The following is a 26520-nucleotide window of genomic DNA, read 5'->3' on the forward strand; positions in this document are numbered from 1 at the left end:
GATGACATGTTGTCACTGTTGAACCGAGGGATTCAACAGCTGCAACATGTCATCCGGGGGGTGTCGATCATCGACAAATCGCAAACCAATTCACCGAACCACGTAAGCCACCGCCGTCCCCGCAAACACACAAGCCCCCAGCCAGTTGTTATGCCGGAACGCCGCAAAACAGCGCATACGGTCGCGATCCCGAATCAGCGTGTAGTGGTAACCAGCACACCCCCCCGCCGCCACCAGCCCCACCCAATACGGCCACCCCAGCCCCAGCAGCACGCCAGCCCACGCCATCAGCGCGAGAAACGCGGCATAGCAGATCATGATCGCCGCCACGTCAAACCGCCCAAAGGTAATCGCCGACGTCTTCATCCCAATCAGCAGATCATCATCCCGATCCACCATCGCATACGCCGTGTCATAGGCAACAGCCCAGAAAACATTGGCCAGCAACATCACCCAAGCCACCAGCGGCACCTGGTCCTGGATCGCGGCAAACGCCATCGGAATGCCAAAACCGAACGCAATACCCAGGTAAGCCTGCGGAATCGCAAAGAACCGCTTGAAGAAGGGATAGGTCCCCGCCACCACCGCCGCCACCACCGCCAGCCACTTGGTCAGCGCATTCAAAGGCAGCACCAGCGTGAACGCCACCAGCGCCAGCACGGCCGCCACCGCCAGCGCTTCCCACGCGGCGATCTTGCCTGCGGTCAGCGGCCGCTCCTTGGTGCGCTTGACGTGCTTGTCAAAGTCGCGGTCGGCCCAATCATTGATGGCACACCCAGCCGACCGCATCAGGAACGTCCCCGCCACGAAAATCCAGAACAGCCCCCACGACGGCGGCCCGCCCGCCGCCATCCACATGGCCCACAGCGTCGGCCACAACAGCAGCAGCGTGCCGATCGGCTTGTCGATGCGCACCAGGCGCGCGTAGAGGGAAAGACGTTCAAGCATGGGAGCGGGAGGCAACGACGGGGAGGTATGCACAGCGCAGATCCGGGAAGAGGCGATTCAATGAAAACGCGCCGCAGCCCGGACGGTTGCGACGCGCAGTGCCGGCCGCCACAGAGGAGCAGCCGGGGCAGCCGGAAGTGACCGCAAGGCCCTCAGGCCAGCATCGAGCGCAGCATCCACGCGGTCTTTTCGTGCGTCTGCATGCGCTGGGTCAGCAGGTCGGCCGACGGTTCGTCGCCGGCTGCGTCGACCACCGGGAAGATCGAGCGCGCGGTACGCACCACGGCTTCCTGGCCTTCCACCAGCTTGCGGATCATGTCGGTGGCCTCGGGCACGCCGTCTTCCTCCGCGATCGACGACAGGCGGGCGTACTCCTTGTAGGTGCCCGGTGCCGGGTAGCCCAGCGCGCGGATGCGCTCGGCGATCGAATCCACTGCGAGCGCCAGTTCGTTGTACTGGGTCTCGAACATCAGATGCAGCGTATTGAACATGGGCCCCGTCACGTTCCAGTGGAAGTTATGGGTCTTGAGGTAGAGGGTGTAGGTGTCCGCCAGCAGCTTGGACAGGCCTTCCGCGATCTTTTTGCGGTCCTTGTCGGAAATACCGATATTCACACTCATCTCATTCTTCTTTGCCATGGTAGATACGCTCCGTTCTGGTAAAGCACGAGGAGCGCCGCCGGGCTCACCATGGATCTGGGACCGGGCGGCGCGTTACCCCGCATTATTGCACTAGCCAGCGATCCCGGCCAAACCCCGGGCCACCTCGGCGAACATCACGGCCGCGCCGAGCACGATCACGGCGGCGCCGATCTCCTTGCGCCACAGCTTGTGGCGCAGCCGCGCGGCGTCGGCACGCTCAGGCTGATCATGCCCGTCGTGCCACAGTTGCCGCCACTCGTCGATAAACAGCCGGATCATCGCCATCATCGTTCTCCGCGGCGCGGCAGCCCGTGCGGGCCGCCGCGCCAGATTGCCGCTTACTTCAGGTCAAGCGCGCGCTTCACGCCCTCGCCGTAGGCCGGGTCAGCCCTGGTGAAGTGCTCCAGCTGCACGCGCACGATCTCCGCGGGTACGCCCTGCATCGACGCCGCGATATTGGCGAACAGGCGCTGGCGCTGGCCTTCGTCGAACAGCCGGAACAGCGCGCCCGGCTGGCTGTAGTAGTCCGAGTCCACGCGGTGGTCCCAGCGGTCGGCGGCGCCGTCCAGCGCGAGCGGCGGCTCCATCGCGCGCTCGCTGGCGCCGTAGGCGCTTTCGCGGTTGGGCTCGTAGTTCAGCTTGCCCCCCTGGTTGCCGTCCACGCGCATCGCGCCATCGCGGTGGAAGGTGTTGTGGAACGGGCATATCGGCGCGTTCACCGGGATCTGGTGGTGGTTGATCCCGAGGCGATAGCGCTGCGTGTCGCCATACGAGAACAGCCGCCCTTGCAGCATCTTGTCGGGCGAGAAGCCGATGCCCGGCACGATATTGGCCGGATTCATCGCCACCTGCTCGACCTCGGCAAAGTAGTTGTCGGGGTTGCGGTTGAGCTCGACCACGCCCACGTCGATCAACGGGTAGTCCTTGTGCGGCCACACCTTGGTCAGGTCGAACGGGTTGATGTGGTACCTGGCCGCATCGGCTTCCGGCATGACCTGCACGCGCAGGCTCCAGCGCGGGAAGTTGCCCTGTTCGATGTTCTCGAACAGGTCGCGCTGCGCGCTTTCGCGGTCCGTGGCCACGACCTTGGCCGCTTCTTCATTAGTCCAGCTGGCGATGCCCTGCTGCGACTTGAAGTGGAACTTGACGTAGAAGCGCTCGTTGTTGGCGTTGATGAACGAGTACGTATGCGAGCCGAAGCCGTGGATCTGGCGGTAGTTCTGCGGCAGGCCGCGGTCGCTCATCAGGATGGTGACCTGGTGCAGCGATTCCGGATGGCGCGACCAGAAGTCCCACACCGCGATCGGATCGCGCAGGTTGGTGCGCGGGTTGCGCTTCTGCGTGTGGATAAAGTCGGGGAACTTGAGCGGGTCGCGCACGAAGAACACCGGGGTGTTGTTGCCGACCACGTCCCAGTTGCCTTCGTCGGTATAGAACTTGACCGAGAAGCCGCGCACGTCGCGCTCGGCGTCGGCCGCGCCGCGCTCGCCGGCGACGGTGGAGAAGCGGATAAACAGCGGCGTTTCCTTGCCGATCTCGGCAAACACCGAAGCCTTGCTGTATTGGCTGATGTTGTGCGTGATCTTCAGCGTACCGTACGCGCCGGAGCCCTTGGCATGAACGCGCCGCTCGGGAATGACCTCGCGGTCGAAGTGGGCGAGTTTTTCGAGGAACCACACGTCCTGCAGCAGCATCGGTCCGCGCGGGCCGGCGGTCTGCGAATTCTGGTTATCGGCGACCGGTGCGCCGGCTGCGGTAGTGAGAGTGTCTTTCTTGCTCATCTTGTCCTTCTTGTGGGTAGCTGAACGGAATCGGCGCGTCAGTTCGCGGCCGCGTAGCAGGCAAGACAATCGAGCAGGCAGCGCCCCATGCGGGAAAAAATCGGGCGCTCAGGGATGGTGCCTGGAATGAATCGGGCGCTGCTGCTCATCATCGGTCTCCCTGGCTGATCGACGCGTCGCGCATCGACGAGACCAAGTGTACAAAGAGGCTATCAAGTAGAGAATTTAATTATTTATACCTATGTGTTAGGTCAAATCTATCTCTCTTGCCGACCGCGAGACCAACAAAAAAGGCCGCAGCGGAAGGAATTCCGTGCGGCCTTTTAAGTACCCGGTAAAGCAATCAGGCAGCTTCTGCCAGATCCTTGGCGTCGAGCCTGCGCACGCCCTGCAGGTCGCACGCGGCCACGGCATTGGCCAGCGCTTCCATTGCCGGCAGACGGGTAAAGCTCTTGCGCCAGGCCAGCACCACCCGGCGATCCGGCACGGGATCGGCAAACGGCACATAGGCCAGCATGTCGCCCTTGGCCTTCATGTCAGGCACCGAGGTGCGCGGCAGCACGGTGATGCCGACCCCGCTGGCGACCATATGGCGGATGGTCTCCAGCGACGAGCCCTCGAAGGTCTTCTGGATACCGTCGGCCGCCTGCGAGAAGCGCGACAGCTCGGGGCACACGCCCAGCACATGGTCGCGGAAGCAGTGGCCGCTGCCGAGCAGCAGCATGGTTTGCCGCTTGAGTTCATCCGGGTCGATCGCGCGCGCCTGCGCCAGTTCGTGGCCGCGCGGCACGGCGACGACAAAGGGCTCGTCATAGAGCGGACGCACCGTCAGGCCGGAATCGGCGAACGGCTCGGCCATCACCGCGCAGTCGATCTCGCCCTGCTTGAGCAGCTCGATCAGCTTGTGGGTGTAGTTCTCCTGCAGCATCAGCGGCATCTGCGGCACGGTCTCGATCATCTGCTTGACCAGCGACGGCAACAGGTACGGCCCGATGGTGTAGATCACGCCCACGCGCAGCGGGCCCGCCAGCGGGTCCTTGCCCTGCTTGGCAATCTCGCGGATGGCCATGGTCTGTTCGAGCACACGCTGGGCCTGCGCGACGATCTGCTCGCCGATGGACGTCACCGACACCTCGGAGGTGCCGCGCTCGAAAATCTGCACGTTGAGTTCGTCTTCCAGCTTCTTGATCGCGACCGACAGGGTCGGCTGCGAGACGAAGCAGGCTTCGGCGGCCCGGCCGAAATGGCGCTCTCGCGCCACGGCGACGATGTACTTGAGTTCGGTGAGCGTCATGACTTATCGAGTTGCGGTAGGCGATAGATTTTACCTTCGATTGCCGCTTCTGTCAGAGCGCCAACGCATTGTGTCGACGCATGCGAAGCATCGCGCACCTGGACAGGCGCCGGTCAGGCTTTCAGATAGTGCTCGCGCCCGCCGAGCCAGCGCGAAAGGTGTGCTTCGACCGCTTCCGGAAAGCGCTCCAGCATCAGCTCGGCCGCCTCCTGCGCGTATTCCACCAGCCATGCGTCGGTCTGCAGGTCGGCAAAGCGCAGCATGGCCTCGCCCGACTGGCGTGCGCCCAGGAACTCACCGGGGCCACGGATTTCCAGGTCGCGCCGCGCGATCTCGAAGCCGTCGGTGGTCTCGCGCATGGTCGCCAGCCGTTCGCGCGCGGTCGGCGACAGCGGCGCCTGGTACATCAGCAGGCACACCGATTCGGCGCTGCCCCGCCCCACCCGCCCGCGCAACTGGTGCAGCTGGGCCAGGCCAAAGCGCTCGGCATGCTCGATCACCATCAGCGAGGCATTGGGCACGTCCACGCCCACTTCGATCACGGTCGTGGCCACCAGCACCTGCATGCGGTTGGCGCTGAAGTCGTCCATCACCGACGCTTTCTCCGCCGGCGGCAGGCGGCCGTGCACCAGGCCCACTCGCAGGTCAGGGAGCGCGGCGACCAGCGTCTCGTAGGTCTCCACCGCGGTCTGCAGCTGCAGCGCCTCGCTTTCCTCGATCAGCGGACAGACCCAGTAGACCTGGCGCCCTTCCGCGGCGGCATGGTGCACGCGCGCGATCACCTCGTCGCGGCGCGCATCGTTGACCAGCCGCGTGACGATGGGCGTGCGGCCCGGCGGCAGTTCGTCGATCACCGACACGTCGAGGTCGGCGTAATACGTCATGGCGAGCGTGCGTGGGATCGGCGTGGCCGACATCATCAGCTGGTGCGGCACCGTGTCCGGCGCCGGCACATCGCTGGCACCCGCCTTGCCGCGCAGCGCCAGCCGCTGCGCCACGCCGAAGCGGTGCTGCTCGTCGACCACCGACAGGCCCAGCTTCGCAAAGCGCACGGCGTCCTGGATCAGCGCATGGGTGCCGATCACCAGCTGCGCCTCGCCCGATTCCACGCGCGCGGCGGCCTCGCGCTTCTCGCGCGCCTTCAGGCTGCCGGCCAGCCAGACCACCGGCACGCCCAGTGGCTCCAGCCACGCGGACAGCTTGCGGTAGTGTTGCTCGGCCAGGATTTCGGTGGGCGCCATCAGCGCCGCCTGGTAGCCGGCGTCGATCGCCTGGCACGCCGCCAGCGCGGCGACGATGGTCTTGCCGCTGCCGACATCGCCCTGCAGCAGCCGGTGCATCGGGTGCGGCCGCGTCATGTCGGCGGCAATCTCCGCGACCACGCGTTCCTGCGCGCCGGTCAGCCGGAATGGCAGCGCGGCCAGGAAGCGGGTCAGCAAACCGCCCTCGCGGCGCGACATGGTCGGCGCGGTCTTCTCGCGCCGCGCCGCGTGTGCGCGCCGCAGCGAAATCTGCTGCGCAAGCAGCTCGTCGAACTTGATGCGCTGCCAGGCCGGGTGCGAGCGGTCGGCCAGCGCGGCCTCGCTTTCCTGCGGCGGCGGCGCATGCAGCAGGCGCAGGCAGTCGGCCAGCGGGCGCAGGTGCAGCCGGGCCAGCGGCCCTTGCAGCACCGCCTGCGGCAGCGTCTCGGGCATGGGTGTGCGCGACAGCGCGCCGCCGATGGCCTTGCGCAAGTAGGCCTGTGCGATACCGGCGGTGGATGGATACACGGGTGTCAGGCGGTCCGGCAGCGCTTCGCCGTGCACCACCGGGCGCACCGTCGGGTGCACCATCTCGGCGCCGAAGAAACCGCCGCGGACCTCGCCGCGCACGCGCAGGCGCACGCCCTCGGCCATCTGCTTGGTCTGGCTGCCGTAGAAGTTGAGGAAGCGCAGCGTCAGTTCGCCGCTGTCGTCGGCGATCTTGACCACCAGCTGGCGGCGCGGCCGGAACGTGACTTCATTGGAGATGACCTCGCCTTCGACCTGCGCCGGCTGGCCCGCCCCGGCGCGGCGGATTGCGTCGGCGATCGGTGCCAGCGTGGTCTCGTCCTCGTAGCGCATCGGCAGGTGCAGCACCAGGTCGACGGGACGGCGCAGGCCCAGCTTGGCCAGGCGCGCGGCCGCCGATGATGTGCCCGAAGCTGTAGCCTTGCCCTTTGCCTCGCCAGCCTTGCCACGCGCGGGCGCCGCCGCTTCCTTGGCGGCATCGGCAGGGTCCTGGATCGGGTCGGCGGCGGTTCCGGGCATCGGCAACAAAATTGGCAGCAGTCGCTGCGGTTTCGGCTTGGGCGGCTGGCTCGGGCCGGCAAATAGCGGGTATCACACCCGGCCCGGCGTCTGGCGGGCCCGTGGCCTTACAATATCGGATTCGCCGATTGTACCCATGCCGGCTGTCGCCAAGGGCAGCGGAGTGCCGCTTTGTGCCCCACTTAGCCTCTCCGGCCCGCATGGCTGCCGGCCGCCCCCCGCCGTTTCCACGATGTTGACGCTCTCCGATTTCGATTTTCCGCTGCCGCCCGAACTGATTGCCCAGAGCGCGCTGCCCGACCGCAGTGCCAGCCGGCTGCTGGTGGTCGAACGGCTCGCGCCCGCCGACACCGCCGACGCGGTGCGCCTGGTCGATCGCGCCTTCAGCGATATCGTCGACTACCTGCGTCCCGATGACCTGCTGGTGTTCAACGACACGCGCGTGATCAAGGCGCGCTTCTTCGGCCACAAGCCCAGCGGCGGCAAGATCGAGGTGCTGGTCGAGCGCATCGTCGACAGCCACACCGTGCTGGCCCAGGTGCGCGCCTCCAAGACGCCCGCCGAGGGCAGCACGCTGCATCTGGCCGACGACGCCTTCGCCGTCACCGTGGGGCCGCGCGTGGACCAGTTCTTCACGCTGCGCTTCCCCGAGCCGGCGCTGGACCTGATCGAGCGCTACGGCCGCCTGCCGCTGCCGCCGTATATCACGCACGACCCGGACGCCTACGACGAGACCCGCTACCAGACCGTCTACGCGCGCAGTCCGGGCGCCGTGGCCGCACCCACCGCAGGGCTGCATTTCGACGATGCGCTGTTCGCGCGCCTCGATGCCGCTGGCGTGCGCCGCGCCTTCCTGACGCTGCACGTGGGCGCTGGCACGTTCCAGCCGGTGCGCACCGAGAACCTGGCCGAGCACAAGATGCACTCGGAGTGGTACGCGATCTCCGAGGAACTGGCCCAGGCCGTGCGCGACACCCGCGCCCGCGGCGGCAGCGTGATCGCGGTCGGCACCACCTCGCTGCGCGCGCTGGAATCGGCCGCGCAGGCCGACGGCACGCTCGCCGCCGGCAGCGGCGACACCGATATCTTCATCACGCCCGGCTACCGCTTCCGCCTGGTCGATGCCCTGATCACCAACTTCCACCTGCCCAGGTCGACGCTGCTCATGCTGGTCTCTGCGCTGTCCGGTGTGGAAGCCATCCGCGCCGCCTACCGCCATGCGGTCGAGCAGCGCTACCGTTTCTTCAGCTACGGCGACGCCATGCTGCTGACGCGCCAGCCCGCCGCCGGCCCCGAGGCCTGAACCCAGAACTACCCGCCATGCTCAACTTCGAACTCATCACCACCGACGGCAACGCCCGCCGCGGCCGCGTCACGCTGAACCACGGCGTGGTCGAGACGCCGATCTTCATGCCGGTCGGCACCTACGGCTCGGTCAAGGCCATGTCGCCGCTGGAACTGAACGAGATCGGCGCGCACATCATCCTTGGCAACACCTTCCACCTGTGGCTGCGCCCGGGGCTGGACGTGGTCAAGGCCCACGAGGGCCTACACAAATTTATCGGCTGGGACAAGCCGATCCTGACCGATTCTGGCGGCTTCCAGGTGTTTTCGCTGGGCGATCTGCGCAAGATCACCGAAGATGGCGTCACGTTCGCATCACCGGTCAATGGCGACAAGCTCTTCCTGTCGCCCGAGATCTCGATGCAGATCCAGCGCACGCTGAACTCCGACATCGTGATGCAGTTCGACGAGTGCACGCCCTACGAGATCGACGGGCGCCCCGCCACGCACGAGGAAGCGGCCAAGTCGATGCGCATGAGCCTGCGCTGGGCCAAGCGCTCGCGCGACGAGTTCGAACGCGTGGCCAACCCGAACGCGCTGTTCGGCATCGTCCAGGGCGGCATGTACGAGGACCTGCGCGATGAATCGCTGGCGGGGCTGTCCGAGCTGGATTTCCACGGCTTTGCCATCGGCGGCCTGTCGGTGGGCGAGCCCAAAGAAGACATGATGCGCGTGCTGGAGCACGTGGCGCCGCGCCTGCCGGCCGACAAGCCGCACTACCTGATGGGCGTGGGCACGCCGGAAGATCTGGTGGCCGGTGTGGCCGCGGGCGTCGACATGTTCGATTGCGTGATGCCCACCCGCAACGCGCGCAACGGCTGGCTCTTCACCCGCTACGGCGACGTCAAGATCAAGAACGCGGCGCACCGCAACGACCCGCGCCCGCTCGATGAAAGCTGCGCCTGCTACACCTGCCGCAACTTCTCGCGCGCCTACCTGCACCACCTGCACCGCGTGGGCGAGATCCTGGGCGCGCGCCTGAATACCATTCACAACCTGCACTACTACCTGCAGCTGATGCGCGAGGTGCGCGAATCGATCGAGCAGCACCGTTTCACCGACTTCCGCCGCCAGTTTGCGGCCGATCGCGCGCGCGGCACGCAGTGAAAGCGGGCGCCGGCGCGAACTTTCCCGCCGGCGCCGGTCGAATAGCCCGGGTCATGCACCGGTGAACGTGCGGACAGCGCGCGGAAACTGGCGCCGCCCCGAGTCGCCCCGGAATCACCCCGAACAAACCCGTATTCCGCCCTAGAATGCCTGAGGCGGGCAGAATGCGAATGGTAGAATGCTCGATTAACTGACTGACTTTTGTGACGGAGAACCAACGTGTTGATTTCTAACGCATTTGCCCAGACCGCCGGTGCCGGCGGCGCGGCTGGCGGCCTGATGAGCTTCCTGCCCATCATCCTGATGTTTGCGGTGCTGTGGTTCATCATGATCCGCCCGCAAATGAAGCGCCAGAAGGAATCAAAGGCGATGCTCGAAGCGCTGGCCAAGAACGATGAAGTCGTCACCGCCGGCGGTATCCTGGGCCGCGTGACCAAGGTCACCGACCAGTACGTCGGTCTGGAAATCGCCACGGGCACGGAAATCACCGTGCAGAAGAACGCCGTGACCACGGTGCTGCCGAAGGGCTCGCTGAAGGCGCTCTGATCCGCCGAGCGCCCACGCGACTCCCGCCTTTGTCTTTTCCGGCATGCCCGTTCGCGCATGCCCCGGCAGCCGCCTGATCCAGCCCGACGAAGCCCCGGCGGCTTCCATCCGTGGCTGCCAGGCGGCTGTTTGCCAAACCGGTTCGGCGCCGCCGACGTGGCGCGCCACGCCTGCGCCGGCCCCGCCAACCGCTGAATGACTGGCCCGAGATGAATCGTTATCCGCTTTGGAAGTACATCGTGATCCTGGTGGCCCTGGCCATCGGCATCATCTATACCTTGCCGAACTTCTTCGGCGAGGCGCCCGCCGTGCAGGTGTCTTCGGGCAAGGCCACGGTCAAGGTCGACTTGTCCATGCAGAAGCAGGTCGAAGAGATCCTGGCGCAGAACCAGTTCCGGCCTGACGGCGTGTTCTTCGACATTTCCGGCCAGTCGGGCTCGGTCAAGGCGCGTTTCCGCACCACCGACGAGCAGCTCAAGGCCAAGGACGTGCTGTCGCGCTCGCTCAACCCGGTCCCCGCCGACCCCACCTACGTGGTTGCGCTGAACCTGCTGTCGGGCTCGCCGCACTGGCTGACCGCCATGCACGCGCTGCCGATGTACCTGGGTCTGGACCTGCGCGGCGGCGTGCACTTCCTGCTGCAGGTCGACATGAAGGGCGCCGTCGACAAGAAGCTCGACAGCCTGGCCGGCGACGCGCGCACGCTGCTGCGCGACAAGGGCATCCGCCACGGCGGCATCGACCGCGACGGCGAGCGCCTGACGGTGCGCTTCAACAATGCCGACGAAGCCAACCGCGCCCGTGCCGTGCTGGCCGAGAACCTGCGCGAAGTGGCCTTCGCCATGGACGGCAACAACATCGTCGGCACCTTCACCGAGGCCGCGCGCAAGGCCGTGCAGGACGCCGCGGTCAAGCAGAACATCACCACGCTGCACAACCGCGTGAACGAACTGGGCGTGGCCGAGCCGGTGATCCAGCAGCAAGGCGCCGACCGCATCGTGGTGCAGCTGCCGGGCGTGCAGGACACCGCCAAGGCCAAGGACATCATCGGCCGCACCGCCACGCTGGAAGCGCGCCTGGTCGACAACGACGCGCCGCGCAGCCCGCGCCCGGGCGACCCGGTCCCGTTCGGCAGCGAACTCTTCACGCAAGGCAACGGCGCCCCGGTGGTGCTGAAGAAGCAGGTCATCTTCACCGGCGATCGCATTGAAAGCGCCTCGGCCGGCTTCGACCAGAACCAGCAGCCTTCGGTCAACATCAAGCTCGACGCCCAGGGCGGCCGCGTGCTCCGCGACGTCTCGCGCGAGAACCTGAAGAAGCCGATGGCGATTGTGCTGTTCGAGAAGGGCAAGGGTGAAGTGCTGACGGTGGCGACGATCCAGTCCGAACTGGGCTCGAGCTTCCAGATCACCGGCTCCTATTCGACCGAAGCCGCCAACGACCTGGCCCTGCTGCTGCGCGCCGGCTCGCTGGCCGCGCCGATGGAAATCATCGAAGAGCGCACCATCGGCCCGTCGCTGGGCGCCGACAACATCCAGAAGGGTTTTGACTCGGTCGCCTACGGCTTTGCCGCGATCGGCGTGTTCATGATCCTGTACTACATGCTGTTCGGCGTGTTCTCGGTGCTGGCGCTGGGCGTGAACCTGCTGCTGCTGATCGCCGTGCTGTCGATGCTGCAGGCCACGCTGACGCTGCCGGGCATCGCCGCCATCGCGCTGGTGCTGGGCATGGCCATCGACGCCAACGTGCTGATCAACGAGCGCATCCGCGAGGAACTGCGCGCGGGCGCGTCGCCGCAGATGGCGATCGCGGTCGGCTTCGACCGCGCCTGGGCCACCATCCTGGACTCGAACGTGACCACGCTGATCGCCGGCCTGGCGCTGCTGGCCTTCGGTTCGGGCCCGGTGCGCGGCTTTGCCGTGGTGCACTGCCTGGGCATCCTGACCTCGATGTTCTCGGCGGTGTTCTTCAACCGCGGCCTGGTCAACCTCTGGTACGGCCGCAAGAAGAAGCTGCAGAGCGTGGCCATCGGCCAGATCTGGAAGCCGGGCAACGCCACCGACACGCCGGTCGCCAAGTAAAGCGGGCGGCAGAGCCGATCAGCAACAACTAGCAGTACAGAACAGGATTCAACATGGAATTCTTCCGCATCCGGCGCGACATTCCGTTCATGAAGCACGCGTTGGTCTTCAACGTGATTTCCTTCCTGACGTTTGCCGCCGCCGTGTTCTTCCTCTGGCACAAGGGCCTGCACCTGTCGATCGAATTCACCGGCGGCACGGTGATGGAGGTCAGCTACCAGCAGGCTGCCGACCTGGAAAAGATCCGTGGCCAGGTGGGCAAGCTGGGCTATACCGACGTGCAGGTGCAGAACTTCGGCACCTCGCGAGACGTCATGATCCGCCTGCCGCTGCAGAAGGGTCCGGACGGCAAGCCCGTCACCTCGGCCCAGCAGAGCGAGCAGGTGATGACCGCGCTGCAGGCCGCCTCGCCTGACGTGAAGCTGCAACGGGTGGAGTTCGTCGGCCCGCAGGTGGGCAAGGAACTGGCCACCGACGGCCTGCTGGCCCTCTTGTGCGTGGTGGCCGGCATCGTGATCTACCTGTCGTTCCGCTTTGAGTGGAAGTTCGCGGTGGCGGGCATCATCGCCAACCTGCACGACGTGGTCATCATCCTGGGCTTCTTCGCCTACTTCCAGTGGGAATTCTCGCTGTCGGTGCTGGCGGCGGTGCTGGCGGTGCTGGGCTACTCGGTCAACGAATCGGTGGTGATCTTCGACCGGGTGCGCGAGAACTTCCGCAAGTTCCGCAAGATGACCACCCACGAGATCATCGACAACGCGATCACCAGCACCATCTCGCGCACTATCATCACCCACGGCTCGACCCAGATGATGGTGCTGTCGATGTTCTTCTTCGGCGGCCCCACGCTGCACTACTTCGCGCTCGCGCTGACGGTGGGTATCCTGTTCGGTATCTACTCGTCGGTGTTCGTGGCCGCGGCGCTGGCGATGTGGCTGGGCGTCAAGCGCGAGGACCTGGTCAAGGGCGACAAGAAGTCAGATTCGACCGACCGCAACGACCCCAACTACGGCGCGCAGGCCTGACGGCCCGAACGCAGGCAAAAGAAGCCGGCAAAGAAATGGCGCCCCGCGGGGCGCCATTTTCATTGCGTGAAGCGATCCGGAGATCAGACTTGCTCGGCGAAGCGCTCGATCCACGCCGCCAGCCGGTCGGCCGCGAAGCTCTCGCTGCGTGGGCCCGTGCGGCACACGATGGTGTCACCGTCGCGCGCGAACTTCACCGCGCCGCCGACCTCCTCCAGCCATAGCAGGCTCGCCAGCCAGGCCGCGTGCGGCGCCGACACGGGCTTGCCCACCGGCTGCGCCAGGAACTCGGCCAGCGTGGCCGGTGCGGTCCACACCACGGTGTCGCCGTCGCGGCGCACCACCTCGCTGCCGAGCGCGTCGGCGATCACCGTCGGGGCATCGGCCGCGCCCTTGCCCGCGTTGGCGCTACGCAGTTCCGCCAGGCGCGTGCCCACGGCATGGCCGAAGCTGCCGCTACGCTCGGATTCCGCGCGTACCAGGTCGGCGTAGTCCATGCGCTGCCAGTCCGGCTCGGCGTTGCGCGCGCCGGCCAGGTCGACCGCCGCCAGGTAGGTTTCCACCGGCTGGAAGCGGCCGGGGCCGATGAGGCTGGCGCACAGTGCGTGCAGCATGCCGATGCGGGTGGCCACGGTCTGGGTCTGCAGCACGGCCAGCTTCTCGCGCACCAGCTGGTCGCGTTCCTTGCGCAGGCCGGACAGCTCCAGCGCCTGCTTCAGTTCCATGCGCAGCGCCGTGATGTCCCACGGCTTCTTGATATAGCGGTGGATCTGGCCCTCGTTGACCGCTGCGACGGTCTGGTCGAGCTCCGAATACGCCGTGGTCAGGATGCGCACGATATGCGGGTAGCGCTCGCGCGCATAGCGCAGCAGTTCGTTGCCGTACTCGCCCGGCATGCGCTGGTCAGACACCAGCACGGCCAGGCTGTCGGCGTGGGCATCGAGCAGCGCCTTGCCCTCTTCCACCGAGCCGCCGGTCACCACCGGCGCCAGCGCACCGATGGCGCGCTGGAAGTACTTCACGGCGGTCGCCTCGTCATCGACGAACAGAATCGCCGGGGGTGGTGCCTGGGTGGCAATCAGTTCGCTCATCGGTCACTCCTAATCATTCGATGCTTGTAATTTGGAAAGTCCAGCGTCACCGTGGTCCCGGCTCCGGACGCGGACGCGATCCGGATGCCGCCGCCGAAGGATTGCATGACGCGGTTGCAGAAAATCATGCCCAGGCCGCTGCCGCCGGCGCTGGCGTGGGTGGTGACGGGATCGACCAGCAGGCGCTCCATCACCTCGGGCGGGATGCCGGGGCCGTTGTCGCAGATGCGGATTTCCTGGCTCGGCTGGGCCACCACCACGAAGCGCAGCGACGGCGCGGCCACGTCGGCCAGTGCGCGCAGCGCGTTGCTCATCACCGACGACAACACCAGCGCCACGCAGTTGGGCAGCGTCTGCACCGGGAAATCGCCGTGCACCTCGACCTGCACCCACTGGCGCTGCTCGCCCGCGAACGGATAGGTATCGAGCAATGACGCTACCAGCGCACCCGCGCTGACTTCGGCCGCCGGCTCCGGCCGGGCCACCGGGCTGCCGGCGCTGCTGCGCACGGACTGCAGGAACGACGACAGCACCGCCAGGCAATACTGCGCATTGTCGTGCATGGCGCTGGCCGCCTGGCCGACCTCGCCCAGACGCTGCTCGCTGTACTCGCCCGCGACGCGGCTCTGGATGCCACGCGCAAAGTTGGCGATGGCCGCCAGCGGCGTGTTCAGCTCATGCGCCAGGAACGCCAGCGTCTCATCGATTGCCATCAGCCGGTGCTGGCGCAGCGCGCGTTCGCGGTGGCGCTCGCCGGCCTGGCGCAGCACCTCGCGCACGTCGGTGACGCTCAGCGGCTTTTCCAGGATGCGGAAGACTTCGCCGGAGTTGACGGTCTGCAGCAGCACATCCTTGTCGGCGTAGGCCGTCACCAGGATCCGCACGATCTGCGGGTAGTCCTGCGCAACCTGGCGCAGCAGGTCGCCGCCGTCGCGCCCCGGCATGCGGAAATCCGTCACCAGGATCGCGATGCGCGCGCTCTCGGCGCCCAGCAACGCCACGCCCTCGTCGGCGCTCGCGGCGAGCAGGACTTCGTATTCGCCGCCGACCGCGCGCGCAAAGTACTTGCGCGCCATGTCCTCGTCATCGACGTAGAGAATGGTCGGCCGCGCTTGCTGGACTTCGCTCATGGTCGCTTACTCCGCGCGTGGCAGGTCGAAGCTGAACGCCGCCCACTGGCCCAGCTCGCTCTCCGCAAAGAGCTGGCCGCCGTGGCGCTCGATCACCGCGTAGCTGATCGACAGTCCAAGCCCCAGCCCCTGCCCCACTTCGCGCGTGGTGAAGAACGGTTCGAACACGCGCGCCAGATGTTCCGCCGCGATGCCGGGGCCGTTGTCGCGCACTGTCACATGCAGCCGTCTCTCGGCCCAGCGCACCGTGGTATGGATCGCGGGTTCCTGCGTGCCGGCCTTGCGCATGGCCAGCGCCGCGTTGGAGAACAGGTTGATCAGCACGCCGATGACGGCGGCTTCGTCGCCCATCACCAGCGTGTCGTCGGGCAGTTCGCGCGTGACCTTGACCCCGCGCAGCTCGTGCGCGGTCAGCCGGATCGACGAATCCAGCGCCTTCTCGAACAGGAACGGCGTGCCTTCGACCTCGGCGCCCGGCTTGCGGTAGGCGAACGTCTTCAGGTCGGACACGATATGCTGGATGCGCTGCATGCCCTGCTTGGCATCGACCAGGCATTCGGTCAGCGACTCGCTTTCCTTGGCCTGCGGCTCTTCCATCGCCACCTCGATCGCCATCAGGCAGAAGTTGACCGGGTTGTTGACCTCGTGCAGCAGCCCCGCCGCCAGCGTACCGATGGCGGCCATCTTCTCCTGCTGCAGCATCTGGCCCTTGATGTCGACCAGCTTGCGGTTGATTACCTCGAGCTCGGCGTTCTTCTCGGCAACCTCGGCCTTCAGCCGGAACAGCATGAAGCGCGCGCGCTCGTTGAAGAAGGTGTAGACCCCGCTGGCCGCCGCGGCGAACAGCAGGAACAGCGAATTGACGATAAAGGTGCCGACCGGCTCGATGCCGCCAGGGTGGAACAGGCACGCCAGCACGTACAGCAGGTACGAGAGCACGCCGAACACCAGGTTCTGCCACAGCCCGAATGGCAGCGCGATGCCGGAGGCGAAGATCGCCAGGTTGAGACCGACATAGTAAGGAGACTGCACCCCTTCGGTCTGCGAGATCATCCACGCGATCATGATCTGCGGCAGCATCAGCCAGGTCAGCGTCAGCCATGGCGCGAAGCGCCGGCCCGCGGCGCTGTACAGCATCACCACGACGCCCGCGATCAGCAGCGACACCACCACCCGCGCCACGGCGAAGGCGAGCTGCTGCTGCGGATACTGGCCATAGTCGAGTCCGACCCCGAGCATGACCAGCACGATTGCGGTGTAGGCGCCGCCCCGGCTGAACGCCAGGCGAAAGTCGGCCAGCTCGGACTGGTAGCCGGCGTAGAGTTGGTTGGTGCTCATGGCGTGGTCCGCAGGGACTGCCTCAGTCAATGGTGGCTTCCGCGAACACGTTGACGCCGGTGGCGTCAACGTAGATGCGGTGCGAATGCGAGTTCTCGGGCAGCAGCTGTGCCATGCCGGGGTCGTCGCGGTAGATCAGGTACCACTCCAGCAGGTGTTCCATGCCGAATTTCTCAGGATTGTTGGCGTGGACGTTGGTCACCAGGATTTGCCCGCCCGGGCGCGAACGCGAGGCGAAATACTGCAGCAGCCGCGCGCACACCTTGTCGGACAGGTAGTCGAACAGGCCCGCGCAGTAGACCGCGTCGAACTCCCGCGCACTGATATCGTCAGGCGAGATGCGCCGCTTGAGCAGTTCGTGCACCGACTGGTGCACCATCTCCACGGAAACCTTGCGCCCGGCGCTGCTGGCAGCGTGCTCGATCGAGCTGCGCGTGTATTCCAGCGTCTCTTCGCTGAAGTCGACCAGCTGGAATGACAGCAGCTCCGGATTAGGATACTCGCGCACGAAGCGCTGGATCTCGAAAGCCGGCCCGCAGCCCACGTTGAGCACGCGGAACGGCCGGCCCTCGGCGCGCGCGCGTTCGGCCTGGCGGGTCAGGAAATCGACCAGCAGGTCGATGCGGTTGCGGTGCGCGGTCGCCACCGCCGCCTTCAGGAAGGCGGTGTTGACGATCTGGAAGTAGGTGGTCGGCCCCTGTTGGGGGTCGCCCAGGATCTGGTTCACCATCTCGTAGTCGCCGGCATAGCCGAGCGGCTTGGTGAAGGTGCGGTACACGAACGGCGCGCGCAGCAGCAGCGGGTGCAGTGCCGACTGGGCATAGGTGCGGTGCACCGGCGCGATCTCCGGGTCGACGCGCTCGGCCTCGCCCTCGAGCCAGTCGAGGTACGTCTTGGTCTTGACCATGATCGGCGTGGAGAGCTCGTAGAACACGTCTTCGCGCAGCTTGCCTTCCTTCTTGGGCAGCGATTCGGTCAGGTCCACCTGCTCGACCCAGCGCGACACTTCAGACAGGAAGGCGCGCATCTCGTTGACCACGATCTGGTAGTCGCGCCGGATATTGAAACGCGTGTCCCAGTCCTGCACGAAGAGCTCGGCTTCGCGCCCCACCGACTTGGGCTCGTTGTTCAGGTCGGACAGCTCGCGCCACTCGTCGATCAGCGTCAGCGACACCACCGCGGTCAGGCCGGTGTTCACCAGGCTCATCACCACGGCCTTGCCGAGATAGGCGTTCTTGGCGCCCATGCGGACGCTGAGCTCGCTCAGCACCTCGCTGACCTGCACGATCGAATACGGGTTGTAGATCTCCATCACCAGAGACTTTCTCTGGAGATTGATGATCGTGCCGCGCACCTGCTCGCCCTGCGAGTTGCGGAAACTAACTACCGGATCGATTTGCGTTTTGGAATACACGGTATTGCCCAGGGAAATCCGAGAAACGCTGCGAAGGCCATACTGCCAGGGCGGAACGGCCGGGTACAGCAGGAGGGGGCGAAGGGGTCGCGGGGACGGCTACCGGTATCGGGACGTGCAGCGAATACTCATAGGGAATGCGCTATAGCCTGTTGGCGGGCCGCGGCACCCCGCCTTGGGAGGGTGCGCCGGCAGCCCTTATCGTCTTGGAATTGCCGCGGCCCATTGTACTGTGGCAATCGCGCCGCGTACACCAAGTGCCCCCTGAGCCCCTCGTACGCGGGGAGAATGGAACAATCGGTCGAACCAGCTGCTGAAAAGCAAAAAAGGCCGGCAAAATGCCGGCCTTCATGGTCACCGCGGCCCTGACGGACCGGGCGATAGCGCTCGCTTGTCCTTACTCTGCGCGCACGCCTTCCACCTGGATGGCGAGCTTCACTTCGGGCTTGAAGCCCATCTTCACGCCGTAGTCCAGGCCGAAGTCGGCGCGGTTGAAGGTACCGACGGCGTCGGCGCCGCAGGCTTCGCGCTTGAGCATCGGGTGCTGGATGCACTTGAACTCGCGGATCTCCAGCTTGACCGGCTTGGACACGCCGCGCAGCGTCAGCACGCCATCGACTTCGGTCGGCACGTCACCCTTGAACTTGGAGAACTTGCCCTTGTAGGTGGCCTCGGGGAAGGCTTCCACGTCGAACATGTCGGGGCCCTTGGCGTGCTGGTTCAGCTTGGCGTTGCCGAAATCGATCGAAGTCGCGTCGATCTTGACCTCGACCGAGCCGTTCTTGGCGGCACGGTCCAGCGTGACCACGCCGCTGGACTTGTCGAACTTGCCGCGCCAGGTCGACAGGCCGCCCAGGTGGTCGGCCTCGAAGCTCGGGTAGGTGTGGGTCGGATCGAGGTTGTACGTCACGGTATTGGCCGAAGCCACGCCGAAGGCGGCGGTTGCGGAAATGGCCGCGACGGCGGCAACGAGGGAACGCAGTTTCATGGAATCTCCCGACAAAAGGTTGGGCGGAACGTCTGTTGGTACGTCGTTAAGTACGTCGTTGGGTACGGCTTGGGTACGCCGGCAAGTGCCGGCCTTGCTCTTACTTCTTCGCGGCCTGCACGATGCGGAACTTGATCTGCACGTCGTCGGCCACCACGGATGTGTCCTTCCACTCGCCGTCGCCGATATTGAACGCGGTGCGCTTGATCGGCAGCGCGCCTTCGAACACCTGGGCCGAGCCCTCCTGGCGATAGGTGGCAGGCACCACCACGTCCACGGTCTTGCCCTTGATGGTCAGCTTGCCGGCCACGTCGTACTTGCCCGGCGTGCCGTTCTTGATGGTGGTCGACTGGAACACGGCCTTCGGGTACTTCGCGGCATCGAACCAGTCCTTGCCCTTCACTTCCTTGGTGGTCTCCGCGTCGCCGATTTCGAAGCTTGCTACATCGATCTCGACCTTGGCCGACGAGGTCTCCAGCTTGGCCGGGTCGAAGTTGACCGCGGCGTCGAATTTCTTGAACTTGCCCTCCATCGGCACGCCGATCTGGCGTGCGACCGCAGTGACCGAACTCTTGGCAGCGTCGACCTGCGCCCAGGCCAGGTTGGCGGCGATGCCGGTGGCAGCCAGGACGGCGGCGATGACAAGCGAGCCGCGGCGGGCATTGCTGCGGGAAGTGCGTTCCATCTCAAATGACTCCTGTCAGGGTCGGCGCAACGCGCCGCGGTACGGAAAATAGTTCGGTTAGCGCAGATCAGCGCAGGAACGGCAGCATCCGGCCCAGCGTGCCGTCGCGGTCGACGAACTGGTGCTTGACCGCCGCCGCCGCATGGACGAAGACCACGGCCGCCATCAGGTAGTTCAGCCAGACATGGGCAAACTTGAGCACTTCCTTCAGTTCGTCGTTCTTCTCCAGCAGTACCGGCATCTTCCACAGGCCCAGGTAGACCACCGGCACGCCGGCGGCCAGGCTGTACAGGTAGCCGGTGATGGGCACCACCAGGATCAGCACGTACAGCAGGTGATGCGCGCCGGTGGCGGCCTTGGCCTGCCAGGCCGGTGTGCCGGGCGCGACAGCCGGCGCCGGGTGCGTTGCACGCCACAGTACGCGCAGCACGGCGATCGCAAAGATGGTCACGCCCAGCCACTTGTGCCACGAGTAGAGCTTGAGCTTGGTCGGCGTCAGCCCCGGAATGCCGGTCATGTACAGGCCGAGCCCGAACGCAGCAAAGATGGCCAGCGCGACCAGCCAGTGCAAGGCGATCGCAGTGGCACCGTAGCCGGTCGGGGCATTGGCGGTAGAACGCATCGGATTCCTCTCGCCCGTGTCACGGGCCTTTCACAATTTTGGGGACGACACCGACGGGAGCCAGCCCGCCCGTGTGCTTAGGATTCTCGCATTATTGCGCTCGGATGTGCGCCGGTGCAGGACAGTCCTTCATTAAGTTATTCAAATGCTTTGAAGCGACATTCAGCCGCAAGCGGCACAAAGCCGCAGCGCGGCCGCGTGCGCTGCCCTGCACGGCGGCCCCGGAAGGCAAAGAGCCATCCTCGCGGATGGCTCTTTGCTTGCGGCTGCGGCCCCAGTGGGGGGCCGGGGGCTTGCGTCAGATGCGCTCGGCCAGCACCACGGCCTTGCCGATATAGCTGGCGGGCGTCATCTCCAGCAGCAGCTTCTTGGCGTCGTCCGGGATCGCCAGGCCGTTGATAAAGGTCTGCAGCGCCTCGCGCGAGATGCCCTTGCCGCGGGTCAGCTCCTTGAGCTGCTCATACGGGTTGGGCACGCCAAAGCGGCGCATCACGGTCTGCACCGGCTCGGCCAGCACTTCCCAGCAGTTGTCGAGGTCTTCGTCCAGGCGCTCGGGATTGGTTTCCAGCTTGCCCAGGCCGCGCAGGCAGGCCTCGTACGCCAGCAGGCTGTAGCCGAAGGCCACGCCGATATTGCGCAGCACGGTCGAGTCGGTCAGGTCGCGCTGCCAGCGCGACACCGGCAGCTTCTCCGACAGGTGGCGCAGCACGGCGTTGGCCAGGCCCAGGTTGCCTTCAGAGTTTTCGAAGTCGATCGGGTTGACCTTGTGCGGCATGGTCGACGAGCCGATTTCGCCGGCCTTGGTCTTCTGCTTGAAGTAGCCCAGCGAGATATAGCCCCAGACGTCGCGGTTCAGGTCGAGCAGGATGGTGTTGGCGCGGGCGACCGCGTCGAACAGCTCGGCCATGTAGTCGTGCGGCTCGATCTGGATGGTGTACGGGTTGAAGGTCAGGCCCAGGCGGGTCTCGATCACCTGCTTGGAGAACGCTTCCCAGTCGAAGGTCGGGTAGGCCGACAGGTGCGCGTTGTAGTTGCCCACCGCGCCGTTCATCTTGCCCAGCAGCTCGACCTGCTCGATGCGCTGGATCGCGCGCGCCAGGCGCGCGGCCACGTTGGCCATTTCCTTGCCCAGCGTGGTCGGGCTGGCCGGCTGGCCGTGGGTGCGCGACAGCATCGGCTGCGTTGCATTGAGCTTGGCCAACTCAACCAGGCGGGCGTGCACGCGCTTGAGCGCCGGCACCACCACGGCCTCGCGAGCGCCCTTGAGCATCATGCCGTGCGAGGTGTTGTTGATGTCTTCCGAGGTGCAGGCGAAGTGGATGAACTCGCTGGCGGCTTCCAGCTCGGCATTGCCCTTGACCTGTTCCTTGAGCCAGTACTCGACGGCCTTCACGTCATGATTGGTGACGGCTTCGATTTCCTTGATGCGAGCGGCGTCGGCCTCGCTGAACTTGTCCACCAGCGCCAGCAGCGCGGCCTCGGAGGCGGCCGAGAACTTCGGCATGTCGGGCAGGCCGGCCTGCGCCAGCGCGATCAGCCAGTGCACCTCGACCTTGACGCGGTTGCGCATGAAGGCCGCCTCGGACAGCCATTCGCGCAGCGCGTCGGCCTTGGCGGCGTAGCGGCCATCGATCGGAGACAGGGCGGTGAGCGGCGAAAGCGAAGAGGAGGTCATGCTGGAAACCGGGAAAGGGAGGAAAAAGGGGACGTACGGGTCGCGCCGCGGGGGCTGGCGCGCTGCAAGCGTTGAATCGGAAGGGGATCGGAAAAGCGCCCGATGCGCCGCACGGAGCGGACCGCCGGCGCTGCGCAACGCGGGATTTTACCACCCCCGCCCCCACTCCGGGGCAGCGGTCAAGTGCCGCCTTGGGGCATCGGTGCGCGAGCCCGCATTCGCCTTGCGCCGCGGGTATACTCGCGCTCGCCGTTCCATTAGCCTGTTATGAAGTGCATCGGGCCAGCAGGCGCGCCCCGCCGCCGCTGCCACGGAGCGACGATGCACTTCATAACACGCTCAAGGGGAGAACATGAAGCTGTATGCGTCCCGAACCAGTCCCTACGCGCGCAAGGTGCGCGTGGTGATGGCGGAAAAGAAAATTGACTACCAGATGATCGAAGAGGACGTCTGGTCGCCCGAGACGAAGATCGGCCAATTCAACCCGCTCGGCAAGGTGCCGTGCCTGGTCATGGAAGACGGCGGCGCGATCTTCGATTCGCGCGTGATCGTCGAGTATGTCGATACGCTGACGCCGGTCAGCCGCATGATTCCGCAAGGCGGGCGCGAGCGGCTGGAAGTGCGCTGCTGGGAAGCGCTGGCCGACGGCCTGCTCGACGCCGCGCTGCTGGTGCGCCTGGAGGCAACCCAGCGCGAGGCGCACGAGCGCAGCGAGCGCTGGGTGCAGCGCCAGCGCGGCAAGATCGAGGCGGCGCTGGTGGCGATGGCCAACGGCCTGGCCGACAAGCCCTTCTGCACGGGCACGCATTATTCGCTGGCCGATGTGGCGGTGGGCTGCGCGCTGTCCTACCTGGACTTCCGCTTCCCCGAGATCGCCTGGCGCGAGCGTCATGCAAACCTGGCGGCGCTGGAAGAAAAGCTGTCCAAGCGGCAGTCCTTCATCGATACGGAACCGCCGCGCGGCTGAGGCGCAACGGTTCACGAAAAAACACCCGCTACGTGCTCCCGGTACGTGCGGGTGTTTTTCTTTCTTCGGCCAGCGGTTACTGGATGATGCCGCCGCCCAGGCACACGTCGCCGTCGTACAGCACCGCGGACTGGCCGGGCGTCACCGCCCACTGCGCCTCGGCAAATCCGAGCGTCAGCGCATCGCCCTCCACCGCCCGCACCGTGCAGGCCGCATCGCTCTGGCGGTAGCGCGTCTTGGCCGCCATCGCCGCACCTGCCGCCGGCGGCTCGCCTGCCACCCACGACAGGTCCGACGCATTCAGCACCGGCGTCAGCAGCCACGGATGGTCGTGGCCCTGCACCACGTAAAGCGTATTGTTCGCCATATCCTTGCGCGCCACGTACCAGGCGTCGCCATTGCCGTCGCGGCTGCCGCCCAGCCCGATGCCCTTGCGCTGGCCCAGCGTGTAGAACGCCAGCCCGATATGCTCGCCCACGACCTTGCCGTCCGGCGTCTCCATCGGGCCCGGCCTGGTCGGCAGGTAGCGGTTCAGGAAATCGCGGAACGGGCGCTCGCCGATAAAGCAGATACCGGTGGAGTCTTTCTTCTTCGCGTTGGGCAGGCCGATTTCGGCAGCGATCTCGCGCACGCGCGTCTTAGGGATCTCGCCCAGCGGGAACAGCGTGCGCGACAGCTGCGCCTGGTTCAGCCGGTGCAGGAAATAGCTTTGGTCCTTGGTGTGGTCCAGTGCCTTGAGCAGCTCAAACTTGCCCGCCGCATTCTGGCGCACGCGCGCATAGTGGCCGGTGGCGATGGTTTCCGCGCCGAGCGACATCGCATGGTCGAGGAAGGCCTTGAACTTGATCTCGGCATTGCACAGCACGTCTGGATTGGGCGTGCGCCCGGCGGAGTACTCGCGCAAGAAATCGGCAAAGACGCGGTCCTTGTACTCGGCGGCGAAGTTGACCGCCTCCACGTCGACGCCGATCAGGTCGGCCACCGACACCACGTCGAGCCAGTCCTGGCGCGTGGAGCAGTACTCGCTGTCGTCATCGTCCTCCCAGTTCTTCATGAACAGGCCGATGACCTCGTAGCCCTGCTGCTTGAGCAGCCACGCGGTGACCGACGAATCGACCCCGCCCGACATGCCGACGACAACGCGCTTTTCCTTCCCGCTCACGGCTGCGCTCCAACTTCCAGCACCGACGGATGCGTGTACAGCGCGTCCAGCGCATAGCGCTTGCCGGCCAGGTAGTCGTCGACGCAGGCCATCACCAGCGGCGAACGGTGGCGTTCCTGGCAGGCGCGCAGTTCCTCCGCGCTCATCCACACTGTGCGCACGATGCCGGTATCGAGTTGGCGGCCCGCGTCGAGCGAGCCCAGGTCGCCGGTAAAGGCAAAGCGCACATAGGTCACGTCCGAGCCGGTGCGCGACGACAGCGATCGGCCCATATAGCAGCCCAGCAGCGCGCGCGGCTCGAAGGTGTGCGCGGTTTCTTCCAGCGTTTCGCGGATGACGGCGCGGATCAGGCTTTCACCCGGGTCCAGGTGGCCGGCGGGCTGGTTCAGCCGCAGCCCGTCCGCGGTTTCCTCTTCCACCAGCAGGAAACGGCCGCCGCGCTCGATCACGGCGGCAACGGTCACGCTGGCATTCCAATCACTTGACATGATGCTCAATTTTTAGGCAATCCCGCATTCTACCGGTTGCCGGCCTATCCTGCAGCGCCGCGAACCCCGCAACCTGCGCCACATCAGGCACCCTGCGGGCGCCGAAACGCCCGCTTGGCGCCACCCTCAAAACCCGACCGGCCGGTCACCATTGAACGTCAGAATCCTGTAAGCTGCGAAAAAATTGTGCGCTGCGGATGAGCCATTGCGACGCGCAATGGGCCAGACGTCGGCCCGCCCAACCAGATACGACGCCAGCTAAAGGAGAAATTGACGATGTACATCGGCATCCCGCAGGAGACGCGGGCCGGCGAGACTCGTGTCGCCGCCACCCCGGAGACCGTCAAGAAATACGTCGCCCAGGGCCACAAGGTCGTGGTCCAGGCCGGCGCTGGCGTGCGCGCCAGCCAGCCGGACGGCGCGTATGAGGCGGTCGGCGCCACCATCGGCACCGCCGCCGAGGCACTCGGCGCGCAGCTGGTGCTCAAGGTGCGCGCACCCGAAGCGGCCGAACTGGCGCAGATGAAGCCGGGCGCCGTGCTGGTCGGCATGCTCAATCCCTTCGATGCCGAGAACAACGCGCGCATGTCCGCCGCGAACATCACCGCCTTTGCCCTGGAAGCCGCCCCCCGCACCACGCGCGCGCAGAGCATGGACGTGCTGTCGTCGCAGGCCAACATTGCCGGCTACAAGGCCGTGCTGGTGGCCGCGCACCACTACCAGCGCTTCATGCCGATGCTGATGACCGCCGCGGGCACCGTCAAGGCGGCGCGCGTGCTGATCCTCGGCGCCGGCGTGGCTGGCCTGCAGGCCATCGCCACCGCCAAGCGGCTGGGCGCGGTCATCGAAGCCTCCGACGTGCGCCCCGCGGTCAAGGAACAGATCGAATCGCTCGGCGGCAAGTTCCTCGACGTCCCCTTCCTCACCGACGAAGAGCGCGAGATTGCGCAGGGCGTGGGCGGCTATGCGCGCCCGATGCCGCCGGACTGGATGAAGCGCCAGGCCGAACTGGTGCACCAGCGCGCGATCCAGGCCGACATCGTCATCACCACCGCACTGATCCCCGGCCGCAAGGCGCCGGTGCTGCTGCAGGAAGCGACCGTGCAACAGATGAAGCCGGGCTCGGTGGTGGTCGACCTGGCCGCCGCGCAAGGCGGCAACTGCCCGCTGACGGTGGCCGACGAAGTGGTCGAACGCCACGGCGTCGTGCTGATCGGACACACCAACCTCGCCAGCATGGTCGGGGCGGACGCCTCGGCGCTGTACGCGCGCAACGTGCTGGACTTCCTCAAGCTGGTCATCGACAAGGACGGCCAGTACACGCTGAACCTTGAGGACGACATCGTCGCCGCTTGCCTGATGTGCAGGGACGGCCAGGTCGTGCGAGAGGCGGCGTGATTTCACGGGGCGCCGGGCGCGCCCACCAGCTTTCGCTTTACATATAAGGACGTATCACCCATGCAACGCATCATGCTCCGCGCCAAGCTCCACCGCGTCACCGTGACGCAGGCGGACCTCAACTACGAGGGTTCGTGCGGCATCGACCAGGACCTGCTGGACGCTGCCGACATGAAGGAGTTCGAGAAGATCGAGCTGTACAACGTGAACAACGGCGAGCGCTTCTCCACCTACATCATCAAGGGCGAGCGCGGCAGCGGCGAGATCTCGCTGAATGGCGCCGCGGCGCGCCGTGCGCACCTGGGCGACCAGCTGATCATCTGCACCTACGCGCCGATGACCGACGAGGAAATCGCCACGTACAAGCCCAAGGTCATCCTGGTGAACGAGAAGAACGGCATCAAGGAAATCAAGAAAGTCTGAGGTTTTCTCCCCTCTCCCGCAAGCGGGAGAGGGGGCACGAAATGGGTCATTCAGAGCCAATGATCCTTGGCACCCGCTGACAGC

The 26520-nt window shown here is 66.0% G+C and carries 24 protein-coding genes; 8 read left to right on the forward strand and 16 right to left on the reverse strand.

From position 1 onward, the window contains the following. Nucleotides 1-90 precede the first annotated feature (90 nt). The 6 genes from ubiA to recG form a co-directional block, all read right to left on the reverse strand. Nucleotides 91-948, reverse strand: coding sequence for a 4-hydroxybenzoate octaprenyltransferase (gene ubiA / locus AC10V3_RS17300; RefSeq protein WP_041681151.1), 858 nt, complete (start codon nt 946-948; stop codon nt 91-93). 152 nt (nt 949-1100) lie between these two features. Then, complete coding sequence (locus AC10V3_RS17305) at nt 1101-1586, reverse strand: Dps family protein (RefSeq protein WP_022536532.1); 486 nt, start codon at nt 1584-1586, stop codon at nt 1101-1103. 93 nt (nt 1587-1679) lie between these two features. Next, nucleotides 1680-1877 (reverse strand): hypothetical protein, encoded by a 198-nt coding sequence (locus tag AC10V3_RS17310; protein ID WP_041681152.1) that lies wholly within the window; start codon nt 1875-1877, stop codon nt 1680-1682. A 50-nt stretch (nt 1878-1927) separates the two neighbouring features. Next, the gene (locus tag AC10V3_RS17315; RefSeq protein ID WP_490922664.1) at nt 1928-3370 is read right to left on the reverse strand and encodes a catalase; all 1443 of its coding nucleotides are present in this window, start codon (nt 3368-3370) and stop codon (nt 1928-1930) included. 343 nt (nt 3371-3713) lie between these two features. Further along, on the reverse strand, nt 3714-4664 hold the full coding sequence (locus AC10V3_RS17320; protein WP_022536535.1) for a LysR substrate-binding domain-containing protein: 951 nt from the start codon (nt 4662-4664) through the stop codon (nt 3714-3716). Nucleotides 4665-4777: 113 nt separating this feature from the next. Next, complete coding sequence (recG, locus tag AC10V3_RS17325; RefSeq protein ID WP_022536536.1) at nt 4778-6952, reverse strand: ATP-dependent DNA helicase RecG; 2175 nt, start codon at nt 6950-6952, stop codon at nt 4778-4780. Nucleotides 6953-7184: 232 nt separating this feature from the next. Here recG and queA point away from each other — a divergent pair, with 232 nt between their 5' ends. From queA to secF, 5 genes are all read left to right on the forward strand, one after another. After that, nucleotides 7185-8255, forward strand: coding sequence for a tRNA preQ1(34) S-adenosylmethionine ribosyltransferase-isomerase QueA (gene queA, locus AC10V3_RS17330; RefSeq protein ID WP_022536537.1), 1071 nt, complete (start codon nt 7185-7187; stop codon nt 8253-8255). A 17-nt stretch (nt 8256-8272) separates the two neighbouring features. After that, nucleotides 8273-9403 (forward strand): tRNA guanosine(34) transglycosylase Tgt, encoded by a 1131-nt coding sequence (tgt, locus tag AC10V3_RS17335; protein WP_349606321.1) that lies wholly within the window; start codon nt 8273-8275, stop codon nt 9401-9403. Between the two features lie 219 nt (nt 9404-9622). Further along, a complete protein-coding gene (gene yajC / locus AC10V3_RS17340) occupies nt 9623-9949 on the forward strand; it encodes a preprotein translocase subunit YajC (protein WP_022536539.1) in 327 nt (108 codons plus the stop codon). Nucleotides 9950-10158: 209 nt separating this feature from the next. Beyond that, a complete protein-coding gene (secD, locus tag AC10V3_RS17345; RefSeq protein WP_022536540.1) occupies nt 10159-12030 on the forward strand; it encodes a protein translocase subunit SecD in 1872 nt (623 codons plus the stop codon). Between the two features lie 53 nt (nt 12031-12083). Then, complete coding sequence (gene secF, locus AC10V3_RS17350) at nt 12084-13055, forward strand: protein translocase subunit SecF (RefSeq protein ID WP_022536541.1); 972 nt, start codon at nt 12084-12086, stop codon at nt 13053-13055. A gap of 83 nt (nt 13056-13138) precedes the next feature. On the opposite strand, the gene AC10V3_RS17355 is transcribed toward secF, so the two are convergent. The 8 genes from AC10V3_RS17355 to purB all read right to left on the reverse strand — a co-directional run bounded on the left by AC10V3_RS17355 (nt 13139) and on the right by purB (nt 21998). After that, entirely contained in the window at nt 13139-14146 is a 1008-nt protein-coding gene (locus tag AC10V3_RS17355) for a response regulator (RefSeq protein ID WP_022536542.1), read from the reverse strand. Beyond that, nucleotides 14143-15276, reverse strand: coding sequence for a hybrid sensor histidine kinase/response regulator (locus AC10V3_RS17360; RefSeq protein ID WP_022536543.1), 1134 nt, complete (start codon nt 15274-15276; stop codon nt 14143-14145). The genes AC10V3_RS17355 and AC10V3_RS17360 overlap by 4 nt, the downstream gene beginning before the upstream one ends. Nucleotides 15277-15282: 6 nt before the next feature. Further along, nucleotides 15283-16614 carry a sensor histidine kinase gene (locus AC10V3_RS17365; RefSeq protein WP_022536544.1) on the reverse strand — a complete coding sequence of 444 codons (1332 nt, stop codon included), beginning with the start codon at nt 16612-16614 and terminating at the stop codon, nt 15283-15285. Nucleotides 16615-16636: 22 nt separating this feature from the next. Continuing rightward, on the reverse strand, nt 16637-18028 hold the full coding sequence (locus AC10V3_RS17370) for a class I SAM-dependent methyltransferase (RefSeq protein WP_022536545.1): 1392 nt from the start codon (nt 18026-18028) through the stop codon (nt 16637-16639). Between the two features lie 397 nt (nt 18029-18425). Next, nucleotides 18426-19016 carry a YceI family protein gene (locus AC10V3_RS17375; RefSeq protein ID WP_022536546.1) on the reverse strand — a complete coding sequence of 197 codons (591 nt, stop codon included), beginning with the start codon at nt 19014-19016 and terminating at the stop codon, nt 18426-18428. A 100-nt stretch (nt 19017-19116) separates the two neighbouring features. Beyond that, nucleotides 19117-19701, reverse strand: a complete 585-nt coding sequence (locus AC10V3_RS17380; RefSeq protein ID WP_022536547.1) for a YceI family protein — start codon at nt 19699-19701, stop codon at nt 19117-19119. A 67-nt stretch (nt 19702-19768) separates the two neighbouring features. After that, nucleotides 19769-20323, reverse strand: coding sequence for a cytochrome b (locus tag AC10V3_RS17385; RefSeq protein ID WP_022536548.1), 555 nt, complete (start codon nt 20321-20323; stop codon nt 19769-19771). Nucleotides 20324-20621: 298 nt separating this feature from the next. After that, on the reverse strand, nt 20622-21998 hold the full coding sequence (gene purB, locus AC10V3_RS17390; RefSeq protein WP_022536549.1) for an adenylosuccinate lyase: 1377 nt from the start codon (nt 21996-21998) through the stop codon (nt 20622-20624). Nucleotides 21999-22350: 352 nt separating this feature from the next. On the opposite strand from purB, the gene AC10V3_RS17395 reads away from it, so the two are divergent. After that, entirely contained in the window at nt 22351-22965 is a 615-nt protein-coding gene (locus AC10V3_RS17395) for a glutathione S-transferase C-terminal domain-containing protein (RefSeq protein ID WP_022536550.1), read from the forward strand. Between the two features lie 76 nt (nt 22966-23041). On the opposite strand, the gene mnmA is transcribed toward AC10V3_RS17395, so the two are convergent. After that, entirely contained in the window at nt 23042-24127 is a 1086-nt protein-coding gene (gene mnmA / locus AC10V3_RS17400; RefSeq protein ID WP_022536551.1) for a tRNA 2-thiouridine(34) synthase MnmA, read from the reverse strand. Continuing rightward, on the reverse strand, nt 24124-24615 hold the full coding sequence (locus tag AC10V3_RS17405; protein WP_022536552.1) for an NUDIX hydrolase: 492 nt from the start codon (nt 24613-24615) through the stop codon (nt 24124-24126). Before AC10V3_RS17405 ends, mnmA begins: the two co-directional genes overlap by 4 nt. 276 nt (nt 24616-24891) lie before the next feature. On the opposite strand from AC10V3_RS17405, the gene AC10V3_RS17410 reads away from it, so the two are divergent. Together AC10V3_RS17410 and panD are read left to right on the forward strand one after the other, a co-directional pair. After that, nucleotides 24892-26013 (forward strand): Re/Si-specific NAD(P)(+) transhydrogenase subunit alpha, encoded by a 1122-nt coding sequence (locus AC10V3_RS17410; protein ID WP_022536553.1) that lies wholly within the window; start codon nt 24892-24894, stop codon nt 26011-26013. Nucleotides 26014-26073: 60 nt separating this feature from the next. Further along, entirely contained in the window at nt 26074-26436 is a 363-nt protein-coding gene (gene panD / locus AC10V3_RS17415; protein ID WP_012353832.1) for an aspartate 1-decarboxylase, read from the forward strand. Nucleotides 26437-26520 lie beyond the last annotated feature (84 nt).

The organism is Cupriavidus sp. PB-02, from assembly GCF_058252315.1.

Excerpts from the sequence above, each read along its gene's own strand:
- ubiA (WP_041681151.1), bottom strand. The coding sequence starts at position 948 with ATGCTTGAACGTCTTTCCCTCTACGCGCGCCTGGTGCGCATCGACAAG.
- AC10V3_RS17305 (WP_022536532.1), bottom strand. The coding sequence starts at position 1,586 with ATGGCAAAGAAGAATGAGATGAGTGTGAATATCGGTATTTCCGACAAG.
- AC10V3_RS17310 (WP_041681152.1), bottom strand. The coding sequence starts at position 1,877 with ATGATGGCGATGATCCGGCTGTTTATCGACGAGTGGCGGCAACTGTGG.
- AC10V3_RS17315 (WP_490922664.1), bottom strand. The coding sequence starts at position 3,370 with ATGAGCAAGAAAGACACTCTCACTACCGCAGCCGGCGCACCGGTCGCC.
- AC10V3_RS17320 (WP_022536535.1), bottom strand. The coding sequence starts at position 4,664 with ATGACGCTCACCGAACTCAAGTACATCGTCGCCGTGGCGCGAGAGCGC.
- recG (WP_022536536.1), bottom strand. The coding sequence starts at position 6,952 with ATGCCCGGAACCGCCGCCGACCCGATCCAGGACCCTGCCGATGCCGCC.
- queA (WP_022536537.1), top strand. The coding sequence starts at position 7,185 with ATGTTGACGCTCTCCGATTTCGATTTTCCGCTGCCGCCCGAACTGATT.
- tgt (WP_349606321.1), top strand. The coding sequence starts at position 8,273 with ATGCTCAACTTCGAACTCATCACCACCGACGGCAACGCCCGCCGCGGC.
- secD (WP_022536540.1), top strand. The coding sequence starts at position 10,159 with ATGAATCGTTATCCGCTTTGGAAGTACATCGTGATCCTGGTGGCCCTG.
- secF (WP_022536541.1), top strand. The coding sequence starts at position 12,084 with ATGGAATTCTTCCGCATCCGGCGCGACATTCCGTTCATGAAGCACGCG.
- AC10V3_RS17355 (WP_022536542.1), bottom strand. The coding sequence starts at position 14,146 with ATGAGCGAACTGATTGCCACCCAGGCACCACCCCCGGCGATTCTGTTC.
- AC10V3_RS17360 (WP_022536543.1), bottom strand. The coding sequence starts at position 15,276 with ATGAGCGAAGTCCAGCAAGCGCGGCCGACCATTCTCTACGTCGATGAC.
- AC10V3_RS17365 (WP_022536544.1), bottom strand. The coding sequence starts at position 16,614 with ATGAGCACCAACCAACTCTACGCCGGCTACCAGTCCGAGCTGGCCGAC.
- AC10V3_RS17375 (WP_022536546.1), bottom strand. The coding sequence starts at position 19,016 with ATGAAACTGCGTTCCCTCGTTGCCGCCGTCGCGGCCATTTCCGCAACC.
- AC10V3_RS17380 (WP_022536547.1), bottom strand. The coding sequence starts at position 19,701 with ATGGAACGCACTTCCCGCAGCAATGCCCGCCGCGGCTCGCTTGTCATC.
- AC10V3_RS17385 (WP_022536548.1), bottom strand. The coding sequence starts at position 20,323 with ATGCGTTCTACCGCCAATGCCCCGACCGGCTACGGTGCCACTGCGATC.
- purB (WP_022536549.1), bottom strand. The coding sequence starts at position 21,998 with ATGACCTCCTCTTCGCTTTCGCCGCTCACCGCCCTGTCTCCGATCGAT.
- AC10V3_RS17395 (WP_022536550.1), top strand. The coding sequence starts at position 22,351 with ATGAAGCTGTATGCGTCCCGAACCAGTCCCTACGCGCGCAAGGTGCGC.
- AC10V3_RS17405 (WP_022536552.1), bottom strand. The coding sequence starts at position 24,615 with ATGTCAAGTGATTGGAATGCCAGCGTGACCGTTGCCGCCGTGATCGAG.
- AC10V3_RS17410 (WP_022536553.1), top strand. The coding sequence starts at position 24,892 with ATGTACATCGGCATCCCGCAGGAGACGCGGGCCGGCGAGACTCGTGTC.
- panD (WP_012353832.1), top strand. The coding sequence starts at position 26,074 with ATGCAACGCATCATGCTCCGCGCCAAGCTCCACCGCGTCACCGTGACG.